We start from the raw sequence: 17861 nt of genomic DNA, 5'->3' as shown, positions 1-17861 counted from the left end.
CATGTTTATTTTATTTTGCAAGATTTAATATTAGGGTCACCCATTAAAAGGTCCTTGTCAAGAGAATAAACCCCGCCATTACAAAAGCCCGACACCATGATCATTTCTAAGAAGTTACAAACAGGTGTTTAAATGATAAAATTACACAATATTTGTCCTCAATATATAACGGATGAAGCCGTGCCATCTTCCACCGGTGCCCAGATGCGGGCCATTGTGGAGGCGTGCAAGGCGTGTGATATACCTTTTCGCACTTTGCCCGGACTGGGAAACATCATTGACTGCAAGGTGGACATCAAGACCCTGCGGGACGTTGCCTATAAGGATCTGCTGCGCAGGAAACCCGTGGAACTGGACACGGATAAAATCTCCGGGTATCTTCATGACAAAATCGTCCTGGTGACCGGGGCCGGGGGCAGCATCGGCAGGATTATAGCGGGTCTGACCCTGGTAACTGTTGTTTTTATGCGTAATGTTATCTATAATATGAACGAAAAAGGGCTTAGAACGTAGTTTTTGATACCAAAAAGGGGGTTTTAAGCAATAAGGGTAGTGTGTTGTGGGTGTCAGGTTTGGATTATTGGCTTTTTATAAAAGCCTGACACCCTGCCAGCCAAGTTATTGTTCCTGCATTTGTTCAGGGGGTATCGCCTGGAGTATTTTTCTGAATCCATCTATGTCTTTGCTCTGTATGACATGACCAAGCAGATCTTTCAGCAATATTCTGTTATTCAAGGCAGTTATTTTTTTTTGTATGTCTTCAGGCACATTATTGCTGAACTTTATATCAAGGGCTTTTAAAACCATTTCCCTTGCATCGGCAAGCATGCCTTTTTCCATGCCTTTTTCCATGCCTTCTTCTACATATTCTTTTGCCCATCCTTTAACCATATCAGCACCTCTCTCCGGAAAAATTGTTTCAATTGCTTTTACGGCATCTGTCTTTGTGACTTTGTTGTCTGTATTTGCCAGATATTTCATGAAAATTTCAACATACTCAACAGCCGTCTCCTGCTCCAGACCTGTTTGGTAAAATTGGCGTGGAGCAGTTTTATCACCACAAACAGTTTCTCCCGCATTGCAGGAGCTTTTAAATATTTAACAACAATAAACCAGCATTTGATAACCACAGACGTGTTATACCTGTCTTCATCTTCAGCAGCGGCATCACTTAAAAAATATTGAAAGTCCGGTATATACGCCTTCATATCATCATGGGGTATATTGACAATATCATGAAAATGAACCCCTGGTGTCCAGCCTTTTTCTCCATGGTAAATCAGGATGGGCAATATCGGGGGTAATTTTTTGCCCAATGTTCCCTGTTTTTCAAGCTCATACCATTGTTCAACCATATACCGCAACAACTGAAATGCCGGACGTGTCGGAACATAACTTTTATGTTCCAGCAAAAAATATACAAATACAGGCTCTTCAGCGTTATCAGTAAACCTGGTTTCTACCACCAGGTCGGTATAGTGTTCTTTGTATTCTTCACTGAGATAACTTTTTTTATTAACCTCTATATGATTAAGATCAAGCGCCTCCAGGATATTGGAAGGCAGAAAATCCTTTAAAAAACCAGCTGTATTCACGGGTCTGCCGTAGATATCCCAGAAAAATTTATCCTGGATTCTGCTTACTTCCTGATTGTCCTCATTCTGCTTATTCATGTTTTCAATTTAATCATGTTTGTTTTATTTTGCAAGATTTATATTGAGGTCAGGCTTGGCTTATTGGCTTATTGAACAATAGTGAGTTCAGAGTATGATCATCTGGATCTGCTCCTACTTTACCCGGCATGGATGATATTCCCAAAAAAATGAGGCAATCCATCTATAGGCTTTGTTTTAAAAAAACGTGAGAAAAATTTATGTTTTTGGATTTCACACATTAACCGCCAAGCCTTGTGTAATCTGGCTTAAGCCCTGATTGATAAGAGCAAGGCCCTCTTCCAAAATGTATGGTTGTGTCGAAGAGTTTTGGATATCAGTTTTAAAAGTGGCTGAAATTACAGGATTTCTGAAATAGCACTTTGAGGTAATTGACGTCCATAGCCATTTCCAGCCGGTTTGTGTAACCCCATAGAATGATTTGTTTTTCTGCTTTTCAACAGCGCCACGTACTATCAATTTTTTCATTTCATACCGAATTTGAGCAGAATTTCCAAAAAATTCATCCAAGATCTGTTTTAACTCCACTGTTTTGAAACCATGGACGGAATATCGGGGTTTAAGCAACTCCTCACACAGGGCCAGTTGCCGTTCTTTTCTCAAATCTGGCGGGGTGATTTTTCGATCTTTGTGATCCAGGACTGGCTGATCAAAAGGGTCTGCCTCTCCATCATAAATGGTGGCAGTATCCACATCAGCACAGCAATTCAACAACCGATCATTGCATCCGACTCCGGACCACAGGCAGGCCTGTAAAAAAAGGACAGGTTTCTTAAGCCCCAGCGATTTGGGGTTGTTGATGGTGGTTTCAGTTCGGATCAGGTATCCGGTTTTATTGTATTGCTTGATGGCGTTTCCCCTGAACCAGTGTTTGACACAGGCATTGTTATCGTACAGTCTCCAATAGGACTTTGAATTTGAACGGGCTGGCCGTCGGCTAAAAATTCTGGCAATGGTGTCGGGCAATCCGACACGTGAAAACTTATCCAAAAGCCTTTCAAAGAGACTTGTACAGAAGCGGGCTGATTTAAAAATCACATTGGAGCAGACTTCGGTTTGGGTCAGGTACCACTCGTGTTTCAAATGTTTGGACCAGGTGGCGTATTTGCCTTTATCAAACTTGAAAAAAAGGTTCATCCAAATAATCAATTCTTTGCTGGACCAATTGACCATTGATTTGTTTTGCTGCCTGGTTGAGAACATCAGGCTCGGAAACATGGGTAAAAGCGTTCTCCTTCATTTTATATGACACGCCTTTTTTATCCAGCTGCAGCTTGATGTAGTTGTGGCCGTTGAAGTAGAATTCACAGGGAAATGGAAGATAAGATGATATTTTCAGATAACAGGGGCCGCCCAGTACTGAATCATGAAAATATATGTAATATTGTTTGACCGGTTTTCTGCATTTATACAGTACATGATGTTTTTTCCCCTTTTTGGTAATGAATTCCTTTGATGCAACGGTTCTAACATTTTCTTTATCTGTGAGGATGCAAAAAACATGATTGCCTTGACCTTCGAATTTACAGGCATAAATATTTTCAAAAAATTTCTGTTTGGCACCATTGACACCACCACCTATCGAAGGCCACCAATGGATCTGAACACCAAATCTTTCAGCCTGTTTGGAAATGTGTGAATTGAGTTGATCCGTGAAGATTCTTATGACACCATTGGTCTTTTTTGAAAACCCCATGGCTTTGAGAAAAAGAACCACACAGGCCATGGAAAAAAAATTCCGGATGTATCCACGGATAATGACCCGGTCAAAACAGGTGTAATGGAATTTGATATTTTCTGAAAACTGATTTATAAATGAATTATTGTTCACGGGTAACTCCTAAATATAAAGTTCGTGTGGTGCTTACTTTTATAAAAGATTACTCGTGAACAATCAATTTTTTATGGATGAAAATTTTTACGGATGGTTTGGCAGTTTTCGAACTTTAGTTCGGTAATTTTTTGCCCAATGCCCCCTGTTTTTCAAGCTCATACCATTGTTCAACCATATACCGCAATAACTGAAATGCCGGGCGTACAGGAATATAACTCTGTAAGCGATCTGTTAACCGCACCTTTTTGACGGCCTAAAAATAGAGTATTATTTAACTGGCAGTACCTGCAAGCATGGTTTTGTCAACGTACCTTATATTGGGGTCAGGCTTGGCTTGTTGGCTTATTACAAAAGCTCGACTCATAGAATTCAGATCAAAAAATCATCACCACATTCTTTTTTATCTTTTTTGTTTAAAAGCTGGGCAAGCTCTTGAAACAATAGAGCTGTTTCATTTATCAAAAAAATATAGAATTTCTCCTTGAATAATGTACGTTCTTGGACATCCAAAGGAATAAACCTGGACATTTGATCCCGAAAAGCTTTTCCATGAACGATCTCAGGCAATCCTAACCGCATTTCCTCAAGCTTTTTAAAGTAATCAACAACCTTGTAATCCAAAAGCTTGGCTTTGATAAATTCAACGTTAATCTTCACACCTTGCTGTCTGAGCCATCTCAAATCCCAAATATCACGGTGACGGATATAAGTCTGGCAGTTTACCAACGAAATCAATTTGTCTGCCATGATTTCCTCCAGAGACTCCACCATGACAAGGGTATCTGCATATCCATCCGGTAAGAACTCATAATTTTGCTGCAAAGAACGGGGGACCTTTGAATATGCAGGAATATTAGCCACCTCAATTTTTATCTTTTGTCTGGGTAAATGACGGCGATCAGGTTCAGTGATAACTATAATCTGCCATTTGTCAACCTGGATATCCCTGCATTGCGGTTCCTGAGCCATTTCTTTGGGCTCTTTAACCATAACGTCCAACCCGTATTTTAATCCAATATAATGTTCAATACAGGATTTCATTTCTGTTAGATGACCTGTAGCAAAACTACGTCCTCCAACAAAATCCAAATCTTCACTGAACCTGACAGCCCCATAGCACAATCGAAGTGATGTCCCACCCTGAAAGGTCAGTTTATCAAGCAATTTTTCCTTGTCCAAAACAAACAGGATATCATAGTGCAGTAACTCTTTTTCAATGACAGGACGCATATGTGTCTGCCCGTCCATTTTCATAGCCTGCTCAACGAGTTTTGTCAGGATCTTTTTTTCATGAAACATATAACGCAGCCTTATTTATCATTTGAATATTTCTGCCCACCCTCTTGAGATCCCTCCAGGCAGTCTCCCTGGTAGCTACAGGCAAAGGTCTACCTTTAATCCTTTGTATAAATGAAAGAATATCAGATACAGATTGTTTTGTATGTGTAAATTCGATAACACCATAGTGCGTGTTAAATGTCCCCTTACGCCCGGTTGTCATAACTGTCAACCTGTCAATGGGAATCTGTGAAATTATCCCATATTCCGACAGCATTGATTCAAGGCTGACATAATTATACTCACCACGACGCAAGGCAACAGCTATTCTCTCGATCACATAACCGTCAAAGGAATGTGCGTGGGGGTTGACATAAATTCCACGACAGGCACGGATAAGCCACCCTTCATGGACCAGACGATTGATACCCTCAGTAAAGGTTTTGGAATTATCTTTAAAAAACAGCTTGGACAAATCCCGTTTAGTAAACACGTATCGTCCTTTTTTATCCCAGCAACGAAGAACAGTAAAAGCCTCAGTTTTTTTCATAACTCTCCAGGTGGACACAAAATCTATAAAAAATTATACTTTCTGTATATCAAAAAAAAGACTGCACTGTCAAGGTAGAACAAATGGGGTCAGGCTTGGCTTATTGGCTTATTGAATAATAGCGATGTCAGTATGGACTCAGGCGCATGCCGGCAACTGATCCATTTATGGGTTGCATTGAAGCCTGTTTGCGGATAAAAAGCGAATATGTTTTTTCAACTGAAAAATTATAATTTTTATATTATCTTCTTTCTGGATCTGCTTCTGTTTTCCCTGGCATTGTTTTTTGCTTATTTCATTCGATTTGAATTCAGTCTTCCGGATGTGTGGCTGCAGCAGTTTTGGCAGCTGCTTCCCATTGCGCTGCTGATCAAGTCTTCGGCCTTTTTTGCCATGTAGCTTTACAGGGGGATGTTCCGGTATAGCGGACTGAAGGATGGGTGGCGGTTGTGCAGGGCCGTGGGGCTCTCTTCAATGGTGCTGGTGTCGGGCATTGCAGTGATCCATGGATTTGTCGGCTACTCCCGATCGGTATTTCTCATTGATGGGGTTCTGGCCCTGCTTTTTACCGGCGGGCTTCGGCTTCTGATCCGGTTCATGTTTACCGAGCTGGCCCTGCATCGGGACGGGGGCACCACCTTTCATTTTTTTAAAAGGAGACGTGACCATAAGCGGATTCTGATTTACGGTGCCGGCAGTGCCAGTGAAAAACTGTTCCGGAAGATTGCAGAAAACCCGTGGAACTGGACACCGACAAAATCTCCGGGTATATCCATGACAAGATCGTCCTGGTCACCGGGGCCGGGGGCAGCATCGGCAGTGAGCTGTGCCGCCAGATTATCAAATTTCAGCCCCGGCAGCTGGTGCTTCTGGACGTGTCCGAGCCGAATCTATACAGCATCCAGATGGAGCTGAAGCACCGGGCCGGGTATCAGCGGTACGCCACGGTCCTGGGCCAGATTCAGGATGAAGACCTCATTGACGGGGTGATGCAGCGCTATAAGCCCCAGGTGATTTTCCATGCCGCCGCATACAAACATGTGCCCATGCTGGAACGCAACCCCTGGCAGGCCGTGTCCAACAATATCCGGGGCAATCAGGTGATGCTGGAAAAGGCCCTGGAGTATGGGGTGGGCTATTTTGTGCTGGTGTCCACGGACAAGGCGGTGCGGCCCACCAACATCATGGGCGCGTCCAAGCGGGTGTGTGAACTGCTGGTGCAAAGCTACATGGGCAACGGCACCCGCATGATGGCGGTGCGATTCGGCAATGTGGTGGGATCATCCGGGTCTGTCATTCCCCTGTTCAGGGAACAGATTGAACGGGGCGGACCGGTCACCGTGACCCATCCCGAGGTGACCCGGTATTTCATGACCATTCCCGAGGCATCCCAATTGATCCTCCAGGCCGGTACTCAGGGCAAAGGCGGGGAAACTTTTATCCTGGAGATGGGCACGCCTATCAAGATCGCAGAAATGGCCAGGGACCTGATCCGACTGTCCGGCAAAGAGCCTGACACGGATATTGAAGTGCAGTTCACAGGACTTCGCCAGGGAGAAAAGCTGTACGAGGAACTGATCACCGAAGGAGAAGGAATCGTGCCCACCCATCATGAAAAAATCATGGTACTCAAAGCCAATGGAGACTGGAACGGCCTGGGCACACAGCAAGCCTTCAGAAACCAACTGCTGACCCAGCTAAACGACCTCTACACCACAGCCCTCCTCCATGATGTCCAGGGCATCCGCCAGAAAATGAAACAAATAGTCCCCGAATACGAGGTACAAAACAGCACCTGCGTCCTCTAGTTGGGGTCAGGCGGTCACTCCCCTTTTTTGTTCATACTCCTTGACCAAACCTCGGAATGATTTTAAAGTATAGCCATGAGTGAAGAAACCAAAATAACCAATCCCCATGACAAGTTATTTCGGGAGGTCTCGAGCAATCCTGACAATGCTCGCAGTTTTCTGCAAAACTCTTTGCCGGGCAATATACTGGCATTGATGGATCTGGAGAGCCTTGAAATATGCAAGGATTCTTTTATTGAAACGGATCTTCGGGACTATTTTTCAGACATGCTGTATAAAGTGAATCTATCCGGGAACCCCGCCTATGTCTATGTTCTGTTTGAGCACAAAAGTTACTATGACAAGTATGTCCATCTCCAGCTGCTGGAATATATGGTAAAAATATGGCGGCTTTTTTTGAAACATCAGGACGGGAAAAAGAAAAAGCCGCCCTTGCCAATTGTGCTGCCGATGCTGATCTACCACGGTGAGCAGTCGTGGCCGACAAAACGTATCCGGTTTTCTTCTCTGCTTTCCGATCCGCTGGAAGAGCTATCGGAGTACATTCCTGATTTTAGCTTCAGGCTGTATGATCTGACCCGTTTTTCCGATGACGAGATCAAGGGAACGGTCATGGCAAGGGTGATGCAGCTCTTGTTCAAGCACATTTTTGATCCGGACCTGCTGAAAAAACTGCCGGGCATCCTGTCATTGATGCGGGAGTTAATGAAAAAAGATACCGGGCTGCAGTATCTGGAAACCATATTTTTGTATCTATCCAGTGCAGTTAATGAGGTTTCCACGGAAACATTGAAGGAAATTGTCGAACAGGCACTTTCCAGAAGAGAAGGAGAATATATCATGACACTTGCAGATAAACTTCGGATGGAAGGGGAAATTAAAGGTAAAATCGAAGGTAAAATCGAAGGTAAAATCGAAGGTAAAATCGAAGGTTTGAGGCAGGCAATAGAATTGGGTATGACTCTTAAATTTCCAGACAAGATGTATTCGGTCATGTCTCGAATTATGGATATTAATGACATCAGCTTACTTGTAAAAATCAAAGATGCCATCAAAACTGCAAGGGATGATTCAGAGATTATGGCATTGCTGAATTGAAATCTGATTTGTCAAACATCAAACGATTAACAAATTTCGAGCCGACATACAGACAAAAACAATGGGAGGCAATAAAATGGATACCTCTTTAGATCTAAAATTTACAGAAAAATCAGGAGCCATTGTTACTCAGTTAGGTTTTAAAAATTTAAAAGCTTTTGTGAAAAATCAGGCTTTATTCATGCTTATGGCCAGAATTGAAAAATATGAGGTGGAAAATAAGCATTTTGAAGCTAAATATCATATGGACTTTAAGACATTTCAGACAAAAATTGAAGGATTACAAAATGAAGAGGTCTTTACGAAAGAGGACGATTACTTAGACTGGCGTTTTGCAAAAGAGGCGATTGATAGACTTAAGAAGCAAAAGCAGGAATTGGAATATGCTTGATCTGATCGCCAGGCACGAACGTTTTATTAAATCTTTTCATGTTTCTCTTTATGAGCAGGAAGGAGAGATGCTTCGGTTTAAGGTGGAATTAACGTTCACGAACGACTCAAAGCTCTTCATAAAAGAATACGTTTTTAAAAATAAAGAGAGAAAGTATGCCTATCATTGGATAGATTCCTTTGAGAATTTGATTTGTCGTTGGGATAACGCAAATCATTGGCCGGACATTTCGACTTTTCCGCACCATAAACACATTGGGAATGAAGTCTTTGAATCGACAAAAATATCTTTGGGAGATGTATTGAATAGTATCTGTAAAAAATTGTAATTGGGGTCAGGCTTGGCTTATTGAGAAGTCGGATTTGGAGATTTGCTTGGCGGTTCGATTTTTTTCTTTGAATTTTTTAAGATCCAACACCTCCAATGAATAAGCTCTCCCTACCTTATAGGCTGATATTCGACCTGTTTTGATCCATCTTCTTAGTGTTACAGATGATATTCCAAGATATTCCGATGCTTGTTTCAGATTAAACGGTTTGCTTGCTATTTCGTTCTGCCACTCCTTTACGTCCAGAATCTCAGGAAGATCGCTATGAGATATTTTTATTCCGAATTCTATGATATGATGTGCGATTTTTTTTCTTTCTTCCATTGGAAGAAGGTATATTTCTTTTATGATTTGCTCTGCTGTTAACATTTTCCCCCCTGTTTCTTATAGATATTTTTTTAAATTTTTATAAAAATTCTCATGTGGCCCTGCCTGGTAAAATATAATGGATTTGCCCTCAAGCTTATAAGCCAACAAAATCAATTGATGCCCCATGGTAAATTTGTGTACCCTGAAGCCATTCAAATCACCTTTCTTAAGTTCACCGATTTCTGTATCTGAGAGAATCTCTTCTACCGCATCTAATATGACCTGCTGGAGGTGTCTTGGAAGCTTTTTAACGTACTTTTTAAATCTCGGCACCTGAAGATTTTTTATGGATCATACTTATCACAAGTTGTCATATATTGTCAACTTCGCAATTAGGCTCACATTAACAAAATGATAGGGTCAGGTTTTTTATTTCATCATTTCAATTGACTTGATAAAGCGCAATATCAGGGCTATCATATATCCATAACATTTGCTGAAGGCAGGGAGAGTATTATGGGAAAATATGATAAACTTTTGATTAAAATCCTTCTTGGTACTTCAGATGCTGACATTCAATTTTATGGATTGTGTAATTTATTGAAATTATTTGGATTTGATGAATGAATACGGGGGGATCATCATATTTTTACAAAAAATGATGTTGAGGAAATACTGAATTTACAACCGATAGGTTCGAAATCCAAACCCTATCAGGTGAAACAAATTCGAAAAATAATATTAAAATACAAATTAGATTTGGGAGTAGACAATGAATAAATATGAGATAATTATTTATTGGAGCGATGAAGACAATTCTTTTATTGCTGAAATCCCGGAATTACCTGGATGCATGGCTGATGGTAAAACATACCAGGAAGCTGTTTCAAATGCTGAAATCATTATCAATGAATGGATTGAAATTGCAAAAGAATTGGGCCGTGAAATCCCGCGCGCAAAAGGGCGGTTATTGTTTGCATAGGTCGGTGGGGTCATGAATGGGGTCAGGCTTGGCTTGTTGGTTTATTGATAGAAATTTATCATTGACAACGGTACCTATATACCGTACTGTTTATATCATAAAAATATAAACTAATGAAAGAAAGACCATGACTGAAACAACCGCAAACGAATTTCGAAAAAGACTCAAACACTATGTAGATATGTCGATTTTAAATCATGATATTTTGAAAATAAAACGCCGCAATGGTGAAAATTTTGTAGTGATTGGGGAAAAGGATTGGAAAGCTATTGAAGAAACATTGTATCTTAATCAATTTCCAGGTCTGGTTGAAAGTATCAAGGATGCGGCAAAAGAACCTTTAGATGAGGGCACGTGTCTTGAGGATCTTGACTGGTGAGCTGGAAAGTTATCCTATCAAAAAAAGCTGTAAAAGATTCAAAAAAACTCAATTCTGCCGGATTAAAATCTCAAACCGAAAAACTACTTCATTTATTATCCACAAATCTTTTCCATATTCCACCTGATTATGAAAAACTGGTTGGAAACCTGAACGGGTTTTATTCCAGGCGGATCAATATTAAACATAGACTGATCTATGATGTAGACAAAAAAGCACGAATAGTTCATGTGCTTAGGATGTGGACACATTATGACTGACATAAATGTAAATGGGTTCAGGCTTGGCTTATTGGATATTAGGTGCTGACACCATCCCTACTCTATGTTAAATCGGCTTGAATTCGATATCGACCCTGTAGCCCAAAGCAGACGCATATTTTGAAATTGTTTTAAATGTGGGATAGGATATATATTTTCACCACATTCTAATCTTGATATATTGCTCTTTTTGGTTCCCATAATTTTGCCAAGTTGCTCTTGGGTTATTACCTTTCTCCATCCTTAACTTGATCATTTTCCGACGTAGCTCAAAAATGAGGCCAAGGGACATCGTATTCTTTTTTTAGTTAAAGAATATGATATCCTTGCTTGATATTACAGTAACACTGTAATACAATACATCCATAATATTAATTAAGAAAGGTAACAAAATGGAACTCGCAATCAATACAAGCAAACTGACAACTAAGAGTCAAGCCACTATACCGAGACAGATCAGAAAATTATTGGGGCTGCACCCCGGCGATTCTGTGGCATTTGAAGTCAATGAAAACAAAAAGGTTATTATACGCAAAGCAACACCAATTGATTTTGAATTTGCGAAAGCTCTTGAGGGTACACTTTCTGAGTGGTCTTCTAAAAACGATGAAGAGGCATATCGTGGCTTATAAAATTTTTGACGTTGTGGTGGTTCCTTTTCCATTTACTGACCAAGATACGGATAAGAGGCGGCCGGCTTTAGTGTTGTCAGACCATGCTCGATTTAATGATGAAACTCAAAATTGCGTTATGGCCATGGTAACCAGTGCTAAAAATCCTGATTGGCCGCTTGACGTGAAGATAGGCAGTATCAAAAAAGCCGGCCTTCCTGCACCCTCTAAGGTTCGCATGAAGTTATTTACACTGGATAGTCGCCTTATTGTAAAAAAGATTGGTGGTCTTGCCGCCAAAGATCAAGAGATTGTAAAAAAAAATCTTAAAGAATTAATGAATCTTGAGACAGAATAGGAGAATTGGCAGATGAAATTACACACTATTTTAACAGGGATCTGCCATCAGTGATTCTTGACCATGCCTTTGACGTTGAGGTTCTCAAGCCAATGTCACCGTGGTTTGTGGTCAATCTGTAGCTCAGTTTATCGAGGAAGTCTTTTCTCTGGTTGGCAATCTTTTCATGCAGCCGGGCAACCTTCAACCTCATTTTTCCACGGTTTACACTTCCCTTTTTCTTTTTGGAAAGTTTGCGTTGAAGTTTGACAAGTTTTTTTTCAGATTTTCTCAAGCAAGCAGGATGAGCAATTTTTACCTTTCCGACTTTCGGAAGGACCTTATTTTAAGGATGTCCCGGCTTAAATCTGAATCCATCTATATCTTTGCTTTTTATGACATAACCAAGCAGATCTTTCAGCAATATCCTGTTATTCAAGGCTGTTATTTTTTTTTGTATGTCTTCAGGGACATTATTGCTGAACTTTGTATCAAGGGCTTTTAAAACCATTTCCCTTGCATCGGCAAGCATGCCTTCTTCAACATATTCTTTTGCCCATCCTTTAACCATATCAGCACCTCTCTCCGGAAAAATTGTTTCAATTGCTCTGGAAGCGTCTGCCTTTGTGATTTTATTATCTGTGTTTGCCAGATATTTTATGAAAATTTCAACATATTCAACAGCTGTCTCCTGCTCCAGACCTGTTTGATAAAATTGGCGTGGAGCAGTTTTATCACCTCAAACAGTTTCTCCCGCATTGCAGGAGCTTTTAAATATTTAACCACAATAAACCAGCATTTGATAACCACAGACGTGTTATACCTGTCTTCATCTTCAGCAGCGGCATCACTTAAAAAATATTGAAAATCCGGTATATACGGCTTCATATCATCATGGGGTATATTGACAATATCCTGAAAATGCAACCCCGGTGTCCAGCCTTTTTCTCCATGGTAAATCAGGATGGGCAATATCGGGGATAATTTTTTGCCCAATGTTCCCTATTTTTCAAGCTCATACCATTGTTCAACCATATACCGCAACAACTGAAATGCCGGACGTGTCGGAACATAACTTTTATGTTCCACCAAAAACCCATAATCTTATAAAATTGGCACGCCACAGTAACCTTAATCTTACTGAGGAACAAGAAATTTTGCTGGATGAAGTTAATGATTTCAATCTGGAAGTAAGATATCCTCAGTACAAAAATGAGTTTTATAAAAAGTGTACTAAAAAATTTAGTGCAAACTATTATCAAAAAATTAACGAGATGATGATATGGCTGAAATCCCAGATAGAATAAAAAGAATTATCAGCCGGTTTATAACTGAACTGGCTGATAATGATATTAAGGTGGAACGGGCAATTTTGTTTGGTAGTTACGCTCAGGGAACTTTTAACGACTGGAGCGATATTGATTTGGCGATAGTGTCAACAGCCTTTGCAGGTGAACGTTTTAGCGACAGGGACAAGATCAGGCGTATTAAGTTAAGTGTCAGTTGTGATCTTGAGCCAATACCATATAACCCTGTAGATTTTAATACTGACAATCCATTTGTGGAGAGAATTCTCAAAACCGGAATCAGGGTTGCTTAATAATTGGGGTCACCCATTAAAAGGTCCTTGTCAAGAGAATAAACCCCGCCATTACAAAAAAGTTTGTTTTTTTGTCAAGCAGTATCTGGAAACCATATTTTTGTATCTATCCAGTGCAGTTAATGAGGTGTCCACGGAAGCATTGAAGGAAATTGTCGAACAGGCACTTTCCAGAAGAGAAGGAGAATATATCATGACACTTGCAGATAAACTTCGGATGGAAGGGGAAATTAAAGGTGAAATTGAAGGTTTGAGGCAGGCAATAGAATTGGGTATGACTCTTAAATTTCCAGACAAAATGTATTCGGTCATGTCTCGAATTATGGATATTAATGACATCAGTCTACTTGTAAAAATCAAAGATGCCATCAAAACCGCAAGGGATGATTCAGAGATTATGGCATTGCTGAATTGAAATCCGGAATTTCTATGGCATAGTCTGATTTAACAATAAGTCGCAGGGGGGATCTACTCTCATTTTGGTAAAATAAAAAGGATGTTGCCTTTTATATGATTATCAGGCTTGGCTTATTTATTGGCCGATACCTGATCGCAGGTCTTCCGGTTCGAGTTTAATCTGAACTGGTCGCAGGTGTCGGGCAACCCCAGGTTGACGAATGTATTGTTGAGTGTTATTATCAGCATAATTATAATTACAAAAAAGGTGTTATTATGCGAATAAAAAATTATCTGTCTTCAACAAAGCTTGCAAAAAATACGGCTGCCACCCTTAATTCTATTGAAACCGGGGATATGGATAAGTTGATTATCCTTAAAAATAATGCTCCTAAGGCAATCCTTATGTCAGTTGAATGTTATGAGGCAATGGAAGAAGAGATAGAAGATCTTCGGCTGACAGCCCTTGCACTGTCACGGATTCAAAATTTTGATCCCGGGGAGAGCATCTCCCATGAAGAAATGATGAATAAGTATGCAAAATGAAGTGGGAAATCATTTACCATAAAGATGTGGACGATGACCTCAAAAGTGTGGGGCCTTCCGCTGCAAAAAGGATTATTCATACAATCAATAAAAAGCTTACCTGTGAACCGGAAAAATTCGGAGTACCACTGTCACATAATCTCAAAGATTTTCAAAAACTGAGAATTGGTGATTTCAGGCTTGTTTATCAGGTGTTTCAAAAAAAAGTGATTGTGTTTGTTTTGGCAGTAGGGCCAAGACGTGATAAGGAAATATATCGGTCCGCCTCCGATCGACTTTAAAAGACGAAACAGACCTGGGCGGGGTCATGGGCGGGGTCAGGCTTGGCTTGTTGGCTTATTTAATGTTGACGGAAGAGACTTGATCTGATCAACCGGATTGTGACGGATTCAATTATCGATTATAAATATATTTTTCACAAACAATTTGATATAAAAAAGAATCAATGTTGTGCAATTGCATATAAATATGATATTTTATATGTAATAATTTAATTTTTATTAAATTATTACATATAATTAGTTGTGATAAAACATATGACATTTAAACGGCAATATTTTTATGAGTATTGATGAGTACCTGGAAATCATTCGTGAACAGTACAACAGCCTTGTCGGCAGACTTCATAAATCCGAAAAATTAAAGGATGCCGTCGGCATTGATAAAATAGGGGATATTGTCAGGGCGGCGAGAAAAACTCAAGGGTTGAGCAGACAGGCGCTATGCGATTTAAGCGGGGTGTCATACAGCACATTAAATAAAATTGAAACAGGTAGTGTCTCTGTCCGTCTGGATATTGTGATAAAGATTGTAAACACTTTGGGACTGAATCTATGGATAGGATAGGCAAGGTTTATTTTAACAAAAAGTTTGCGGGAATTTTGAAACAGACTGAAACCGGATACAGTTTTGCCTATGATCTGTCATATCTTGCCACCGGAACTCCCTTGAGTTTTAATCTTCCATTGCAGGAGAAACCTTTCAGGAGTAATCGGTTGTTTCCATTTTTTGACAATCTGACGTCCGAAGGATGGTTGAAAAATATACAAAGCAAAACTCAAAAAATTGACGAGAACGATAAATTCGGGTTGATTCTGGAGAATGGAAAAGATATGGCGGGAGCTGTTACCATATTAAAGAGTGAGAAGCGATAATGAATCATTGCAGAATCAGTCTTAAACCGATCAAAACACATTCAAAATATCCCCATTATTTAGATTATGAATTCAGAAAATTATTTCAAAGCCTTAAGGTTAATCCTGTTCTTTCATTTACACGAAAAGACTTTTTCAGGCAAAGTCCGATCAAATCCAAAGGCATGTCCATATCTGGTGTACAACAAAAACTTTCTCTTAAAATCAGCTCAGATAATGAATTTGAAATAACGTCCACCGAAGGAGAGTATATTCTCAAACCCAGCCCTGAAACCTTTCCGCACGCTTCTGAAAACGAGCATTGCGCCATGTTGACAAGCCGGATACTTGGAATTAAAACCGCAGATTGTGGTTTGGTCTCTTTTTCTGACGGAGAACTTGCCTATATAACGAAACGATTTGACCTCAAAGGTGAGAATAAAATCCATCAGGAAGACCTTGTTCAAGGCTTTGAAATGAGAAGTGAGGACAAATATGCATACAGTTATGAAAAATCCGGCAAACTCATCAATGCCATGACAAATGGCAAAGCATCGGTTGTCTTTGATTTTTTGAGTCGTGTCGTTCATGCCTACATTATCGGCAATGACGACATGCACTTAAAAAATATAAGTTTACAGAAATTGCCTGAAAATACCGGGCTGTATTATGACGGTATGACACCCAATTATGACTGTCTTTTCACCAATGCCTTTAACACTGTTTCCGGGTCTGATTTCCTGGCTCTGGATCTGCTTGAAGATGAGAAACACGGTATTTTTTCCAAAGCTTATGAAAAATATGGATTTTATACCGGGCATGATTTCAAAGTGTTAGGGGATAGACTGGGGCTGCGAGAAAAGCCTGTCACAACATTGATCAATAATATAAGAAAAAAAGAACCCCTGTTGATTGATTTAATCCATTGCAGCCTTATGCCCGCTGATATGAAGAAAAAAGCCGGTTTAATGGTCTCGGAAAGGATAAAGACACTTGGGTTTTAAATATATTTGGGTCATCATATTGGGGGCAGGCTTGACTTATTGATATTTTTAAGTCTGCTGTCAATCACCTGCCGGAGTATATCAATAACAAAGGGTTTCATATTTTCCGTTTCATAGTTTGTCAAATAGTATTCCATGTTATCTTTATACTTTTTTTCTTCCAGCAAACGGTTAATGCCTTTTTTGATAATATCGGTTAAATATTTTTCATCAGTAATAAACAGATCCAGAATTGCCAGAGTTTTTATCTGAAAGTCAGCGAACATAGTCGAGGGTTTGTAATAAAAATAACCTGAATTTCGAGGTCTTGGATGCTCTGCGAGTCCAAAAATAATATTAGGGGATGAATTGTTCATAATAGACCTTTTTTTCTCGCATATAAAATAACAATTATGGAGTAAATAATCTGAAAAATCAAGTAGGGAATAAATACAAGCAGTCTTGCAAGACCTGGAATGGTAACCATACCTATTGCACCTATACCTTGAATGAAGGCTACTGCACAATAAAAACCGGTCACGGTAACATGTTTGTACCCCATGCGGTTAAACAGCTGGTACAAATGGGTTCGATGAGCCTGAAAAACATTTTCTCCTTTGAACAGACGTCGCAGAAAAGTAAAAAAAGTGTCATAAATAAAATGAAAAAACAGCAGCGGAATCACCAGCAGGGATGTGTGGGCACTGTCATACAGGGAAGCAATGATGGAAAGGACGGCAAAAGTGAATCCGAGAAAGGTGCTGCCCACATCGCCCATGAACAGCTTTCCCTTTGGAAAGTTAAACACTAAAAAGCCAAGAACTCCGGCACCAAGGGTATAGGAAACAATATAGGTAAAATTACTGCCCTGGCTAAACGATATGATGCAGAAAAAAACTGTTGCAATAATGGCGTTCCCTCCGGCCATACCGTTCAGACCGTCCATGAAATTATAAGCATTGATCATACCCATAATCCACCAAAAGGTAATAAAATAACCTATCATACCCAGTGAGTTGTTGTTGACAAACAAAAGATTATAGCCGAAGTTGACTTCATGAATGATAATACCAAAAGACATCACAATAATTACCGCCACAACGTGTGTGAGCAGCCTTATATAAAATGCTTTCTGTTTAAGGTCATCATAAAGAGACATACCGGCAATAAGCAGGCTTGAAAATGTAAACCCAAGAAAATATCGTTCCGTAATCATGGGTTTATCTTCAACAAAATAGATGAGCAGCATGCTGAAAAAAAAGGTAAAAACAATGGCCACGCCCCCGATTGTAGGTGTTGACGTTTTGTGTGAAGAACGCCCGTTGGGAATATCCATAACCTTTACACGCTTGATCAACAACCAAC

The 17861-nt window shown here is 40.0% G+C and carries 31 protein-coding genes and 2 pseudogenes; 20 read left to right on the top strand and 13 right to left on the bottom strand.

Annotation, left to right across the window (positions count from 1 at the left end):
* The first annotated feature begins 132 nt into the window (after positions 1–132).
* A complete protein-coding gene (locus tag TOL2_RS04370; protein ID WP_014956323.1) occupies positions 133–513 on the top strand; it encodes a polysaccharide biosynthesis protein CapD in 381 nt (126 codons plus the stop codon).
* Positions 514–618: 105 nt separating this feature from the next.
* Here the strand turns inward: TOL2_RS04370 and TOL2_RS04365 are convergent, their stop codons facing one another.
* The 6 genes from TOL2_RS04365 to abiEi all read right to left on the bottom strand — a co-directional run bounded on the left by TOL2_RS04365 (position 619) and on the right by abiEi (position 5335).
* Positions 619–981, bottom strand: coding sequence for a hypothetical protein (locus TOL2_RS04365; RefSeq protein ID WP_014956322.1), 363 nt, complete (start codon positions 979–981; stop codon positions 619–621).
* Complete coding sequence (locus TOL2_RS04360; protein WP_014956321.1) at positions 978–1673, bottom strand: Rpn family recombination-promoting nuclease/putative transposase; 696 nt, start codon at positions 1671–1673, stop codon at positions 978–980. The genes TOL2_RS04365 and TOL2_RS04360 overlap by 4 nt, the downstream gene beginning before the upstream one ends.
* A 213-nt stretch (positions 1674–1886) precedes the next feature.
* A complete protein-coding gene (locus tag TOL2_RS04355) occupies positions 1887–2891 on the bottom strand; it encodes a hypothetical protein (protein WP_232508062.1) in 1005 nt (334 codons plus the stop codon).
* Positions 2788–3504 (bottom strand): hypothetical protein, encoded by a 717-nt coding sequence (locus TOL2_RS04350; RefSeq protein WP_014956319.1) that lies wholly within the window; start codon positions 3502–3504, stop codon positions 2788–2790. The genes TOL2_RS04355 and TOL2_RS04350 overlap by 104 nt, the downstream gene beginning before the upstream one ends.
* 372 nt (positions 3505–3876) lie before the next feature.
* Entirely contained in the window at positions 3877–4806 is a 930-nt protein-coding gene (locus TOL2_RS04345; protein WP_014956318.1) for a nucleotidyl transferase AbiEii/AbiGii toxin family protein, read from the bottom strand.
* Positions 4796–5335, bottom strand: a complete 540-nt coding sequence (gene abiEi, locus TOL2_RS04340; RefSeq protein ID WP_014956317.1) for a type IV toxin-antitoxin system AbiEi family antitoxin — start codon at positions 5333–5335, stop codon at positions 4796–4798. The genes TOL2_RS04345 and abiEi overlap by 11 nt, the downstream gene beginning before the upstream one ends.
* Before the next feature lie 207 nt (positions 5336–5542).
* Here abiEi and TOL2_RS25375 point away from each other — a divergent pair, with 207 nt between their 5' ends.
* The 6 genes from TOL2_RS25375 (at position 5543) to TOL2_RS04320 (ending at position 8960) form a co-directional block, all read left to right on the top strand.
* Positions 5543–5734, top strand: a complete 192-nt coding sequence (locus tag TOL2_RS25375) for a hypothetical protein (protein ID WP_232508061.1) — start codon at positions 5543–5545, stop codon at positions 5732–5734.
* 12 nt (positions 5735–5746) lie between these two features.
* Positions 5747–6250 carry a nucleoside-diphosphate sugar epimerase/dehydratase gene (locus tag TOL2_RS25370; RefSeq protein ID WP_232508060.1) on the top strand — a complete coding sequence of 168 codons (504 nt, stop codon included), beginning with the start codon at positions 5747–5749 and terminating at the stop codon, positions 6248–6250.
* Positions 6148–7143 (top strand): UDP-N-acetylglucosamine 4,6-dehydratase family protein, encoded by a 996-nt coding sequence (locus tag TOL2_RS25365; RefSeq protein WP_232508147.1) that lies wholly within the window; start codon positions 6148–6150, stop codon positions 7141–7143. Before TOL2_RS25370 ends, TOL2_RS25365 begins: the two co-directional genes overlap by 103 nt.
* A 75-nt stretch (positions 7144–7218) precedes the next feature.
* Positions 7219–8241 (top strand): Rpn family recombination-promoting nuclease/putative transposase, encoded by a 1023-nt coding sequence (locus tag TOL2_RS04330; protein WP_014956314.1) that lies wholly within the window; start codon positions 7219–7221, stop codon positions 8239–8241.
* 76 nt (positions 8242–8317) lie between these two features.
* On the top strand, positions 8318–8632 hold the full coding sequence (locus TOL2_RS04325) for a hypothetical protein (protein WP_014956313.1): 315 nt from the start codon (positions 8318–8320) through the stop codon (positions 8630–8632).
* On the top strand, positions 8625–8960 hold the full coding sequence (locus tag TOL2_RS04320) for a toxin-antitoxin system TumE family protein (RefSeq protein WP_014956312.1): 336 nt from the start codon (positions 8625–8627) through the stop codon (positions 8958–8960). Before TOL2_RS04325 ends, TOL2_RS04320 begins: the two co-directional genes overlap by 8 nt.
* A gap of 6 nt (positions 8961–8966) precedes the next feature.
* Here TOL2_RS04320 and TOL2_RS04315 read toward each other — a convergent pair whose 3' ends face one another.
* Positions 8967–9329 carry a helix-turn-helix domain-containing protein gene (locus TOL2_RS04315; RefSeq protein WP_014956311.1) on the bottom strand — a complete coding sequence of 121 codons (363 nt, stop codon included), beginning with the start codon at positions 9327–9329 and terminating at the stop codon, positions 8967–8969.
* 15 nt (positions 9330–9344) lie between these two features.
* Positions 9345–9602 (bottom strand): type II toxin-antitoxin system RelE/ParE family toxin, encoded by a 258-nt coding sequence (locus TOL2_RS25940; RefSeq protein ID WP_198408354.1) that lies wholly within the window; start codon positions 9600–9602, stop codon positions 9345–9347.
* Between the two features lie 439 nt (positions 9603–10041).
* Here TOL2_RS25940 and TOL2_RS04300 point away from each other — a divergent pair, with 439 nt between their 5' ends.
* The 5 genes from TOL2_RS04300 (at position 10042) to TOL2_RS04280 (ending at position 11859) form a co-directional block, all read left to right on the top strand.
* Positions 10042–10251, top strand: coding sequence for a type II toxin-antitoxin system HicB family antitoxin (locus TOL2_RS04300; RefSeq protein WP_014956310.1), 210 nt, complete (start codon positions 10042–10044; stop codon positions 10249–10251).
* A 127-nt stretch (positions 10252–10378) separates the two neighbouring features.
* A complete protein-coding gene (locus tag TOL2_RS04295; RefSeq protein ID WP_014956309.1) occupies positions 10379–10630 on the top strand; it encodes a type II toxin-antitoxin system Phd/YefM family antitoxin in 252 nt (83 codons plus the stop codon).
* Positions 10627–10890, top strand: coding sequence for a Txe/YoeB family addiction module toxin (locus tag TOL2_RS04290; protein ID WP_014956308.1), 264 nt, complete (start codon positions 10627–10629; stop codon positions 10888–10890). The genes TOL2_RS04295 and TOL2_RS04290 overlap by 4 nt, the downstream gene beginning before the upstream one ends.
* A gap of 392 nt (positions 10891–11282) precedes the next feature.
* A complete protein-coding gene (locus TOL2_RS04285) occupies positions 11283–11522 on the top strand; it encodes an AbrB/MazE/SpoVT family DNA-binding domain-containing protein (RefSeq protein ID WP_041279250.1) in 240 nt (79 codons plus the stop codon).
* Positions 11512–11859, top strand: coding sequence for a type II toxin-antitoxin system PemK/MazF family toxin (locus tag TOL2_RS04280; RefSeq protein WP_041279249.1), 348 nt, complete (start codon positions 11512–11514; stop codon positions 11857–11859). The genes TOL2_RS04285 and TOL2_RS04280 overlap by 11 nt, the downstream gene beginning before the upstream one ends.
* Before the next feature lie 142 nt (positions 11860–12001).
* Here TOL2_RS04280 and TOL2_RS25935 read toward each other — a convergent pair.
* The 3 genes and pseudogenes from TOL2_RS25935 to TOL2_RS04265 all read right to left on the bottom strand — a co-directional run.
* Positions 12002–12133: pseudogene (locus TOL2_RS25935) on the bottom strand (transposase); the annotation flags it as partial.
* A 51-nt stretch (positions 12134–12184) separates the two neighbouring features.
* On the bottom strand, positions 12185–12409 hold the full coding sequence (locus TOL2_RS04270) for a hypothetical protein (protein ID WP_014956306.1): 225 nt from the start codon (positions 12407–12409) through the stop codon (positions 12185–12187).
* Between the two features lie 86 nt (positions 12410–12495).
* Positions 12496–12927 (bottom strand): annotated as a pseudogene (locus TOL2_RS04265) (Rpn family recombination-promoting nuclease/putative transposase).
* On the opposite strand from TOL2_RS04265, the gene TOL2_RS25930 reads away from it, so the two are divergent.
* From TOL2_RS25930 to TOL2_RS04225, 8 genes are all read left to right on the top strand, one after another.
* Complete coding sequence (locus TOL2_RS25930; RefSeq protein ID WP_408605411.1) at positions 12891–13145, top strand: HEPN domain-containing protein; 255 nt, start codon at positions 12891–12893, stop codon at positions 13143–13145. The pseudogene TOL2_RS04265 and the gene TOL2_RS25930 overlap by 37 nt on opposite strands.
* Positions 13121–13438, top strand: a complete 318-nt coding sequence (locus TOL2_RS04255; protein ID WP_014956304.1) for a nucleotidyltransferase domain-containing protein — start codon at positions 13121–13123, stop codon at positions 13436–13438. Before TOL2_RS25930 ends, TOL2_RS04255 begins: the two co-directional genes overlap by 25 nt.
* 100 nt (positions 13439–13538) lie before the next feature.
* A complete protein-coding gene (locus TOL2_RS04250) occupies positions 13539–13853 on the top strand; it encodes a hypothetical protein (RefSeq protein ID WP_193787654.1) in 315 nt (104 codons plus the stop codon).
* A gap of 257 nt (positions 13854–14110) precedes the next feature.
* Positions 14111–14380 (top strand): type II toxin-antitoxin system Phd/YefM family antitoxin, encoded by a 270-nt coding sequence (locus tag TOL2_RS04245; protein WP_014956302.1) that lies wholly within the window; start codon positions 14111–14113, stop codon positions 14378–14380.
* Positions 14377–14661, top strand: a complete 285-nt coding sequence (locus TOL2_RS04240) for a type II toxin-antitoxin system RelE family toxin (protein WP_014956301.1) — start codon at positions 14377–14379, stop codon at positions 14659–14661. The genes TOL2_RS04245 and TOL2_RS04240 overlap by 4 nt, the downstream gene beginning before the upstream one ends.
* A gap of 280 nt (positions 14662–14941) precedes the next feature.
* Positions 14942–15226: a helix-turn-helix domain-containing protein gene (locus TOL2_RS04235; RefSeq protein WP_014956300.1), complete on the top strand. Its 285-nt coding sequence runs from the start codon at positions 14942–14944 to the stop codon at positions 15224–15226.
* Complete coding sequence (locus TOL2_RS04230) at positions 15214–15534, top strand: HipA N-terminal domain-containing protein (RefSeq protein ID WP_014956299.1); 321 nt, start codon at positions 15214–15216, stop codon at positions 15532–15534. Before TOL2_RS04235 ends, TOL2_RS04230 begins: the two co-directional genes overlap by 13 nt.
* Positions 15534–16517 (top strand): HipA domain-containing protein, encoded by a 984-nt coding sequence (locus TOL2_RS04225; protein ID WP_014956298.1) that lies wholly within the window; start codon positions 15534–15536, stop codon positions 16515–16517. The genes TOL2_RS04230 and TOL2_RS04225 overlap by 1 nt, the downstream gene beginning before the upstream one ends.
* Positions 16518–16531: 14 nt before the next feature.
* On the opposite strand, the gene TOL2_RS04220 is transcribed toward TOL2_RS04225, so the two are convergent.
* A complete protein-coding gene (locus tag TOL2_RS04220; RefSeq protein ID WP_148278047.1) occupies positions 16532–16873 on the bottom strand; it encodes a hypothetical protein in 342 nt (113 codons plus the stop codon).
* Complete coding sequence (locus TOL2_RS04215; RefSeq protein WP_148278046.1) at positions 16870–17832, bottom strand: glycosyltransferase family 4 protein; 963 nt, start codon at positions 17830–17832, stop codon at positions 16870–16872. Before TOL2_RS04215 ends, TOL2_RS04220 begins: the two co-directional genes overlap by 4 nt.
* Positions 17833–17861: the final 29 nt, after the last annotated feature.

The organism is Desulfobacula toluolica Tol2 (assembly GCF_000307105.1).
Taxonomy (GTDB): Bacteria; Desulfobacterota; Desulfobacteria; order Desulfobacterales; family Desulfobacteraceae; genus Desulfobacula; species Desulfobacula toluolica.
The sequence above is the reverse complement of the archived record's forward strand: the minus strand, read 5'-3'. Positions and strand labels throughout refer to the sequence as shown.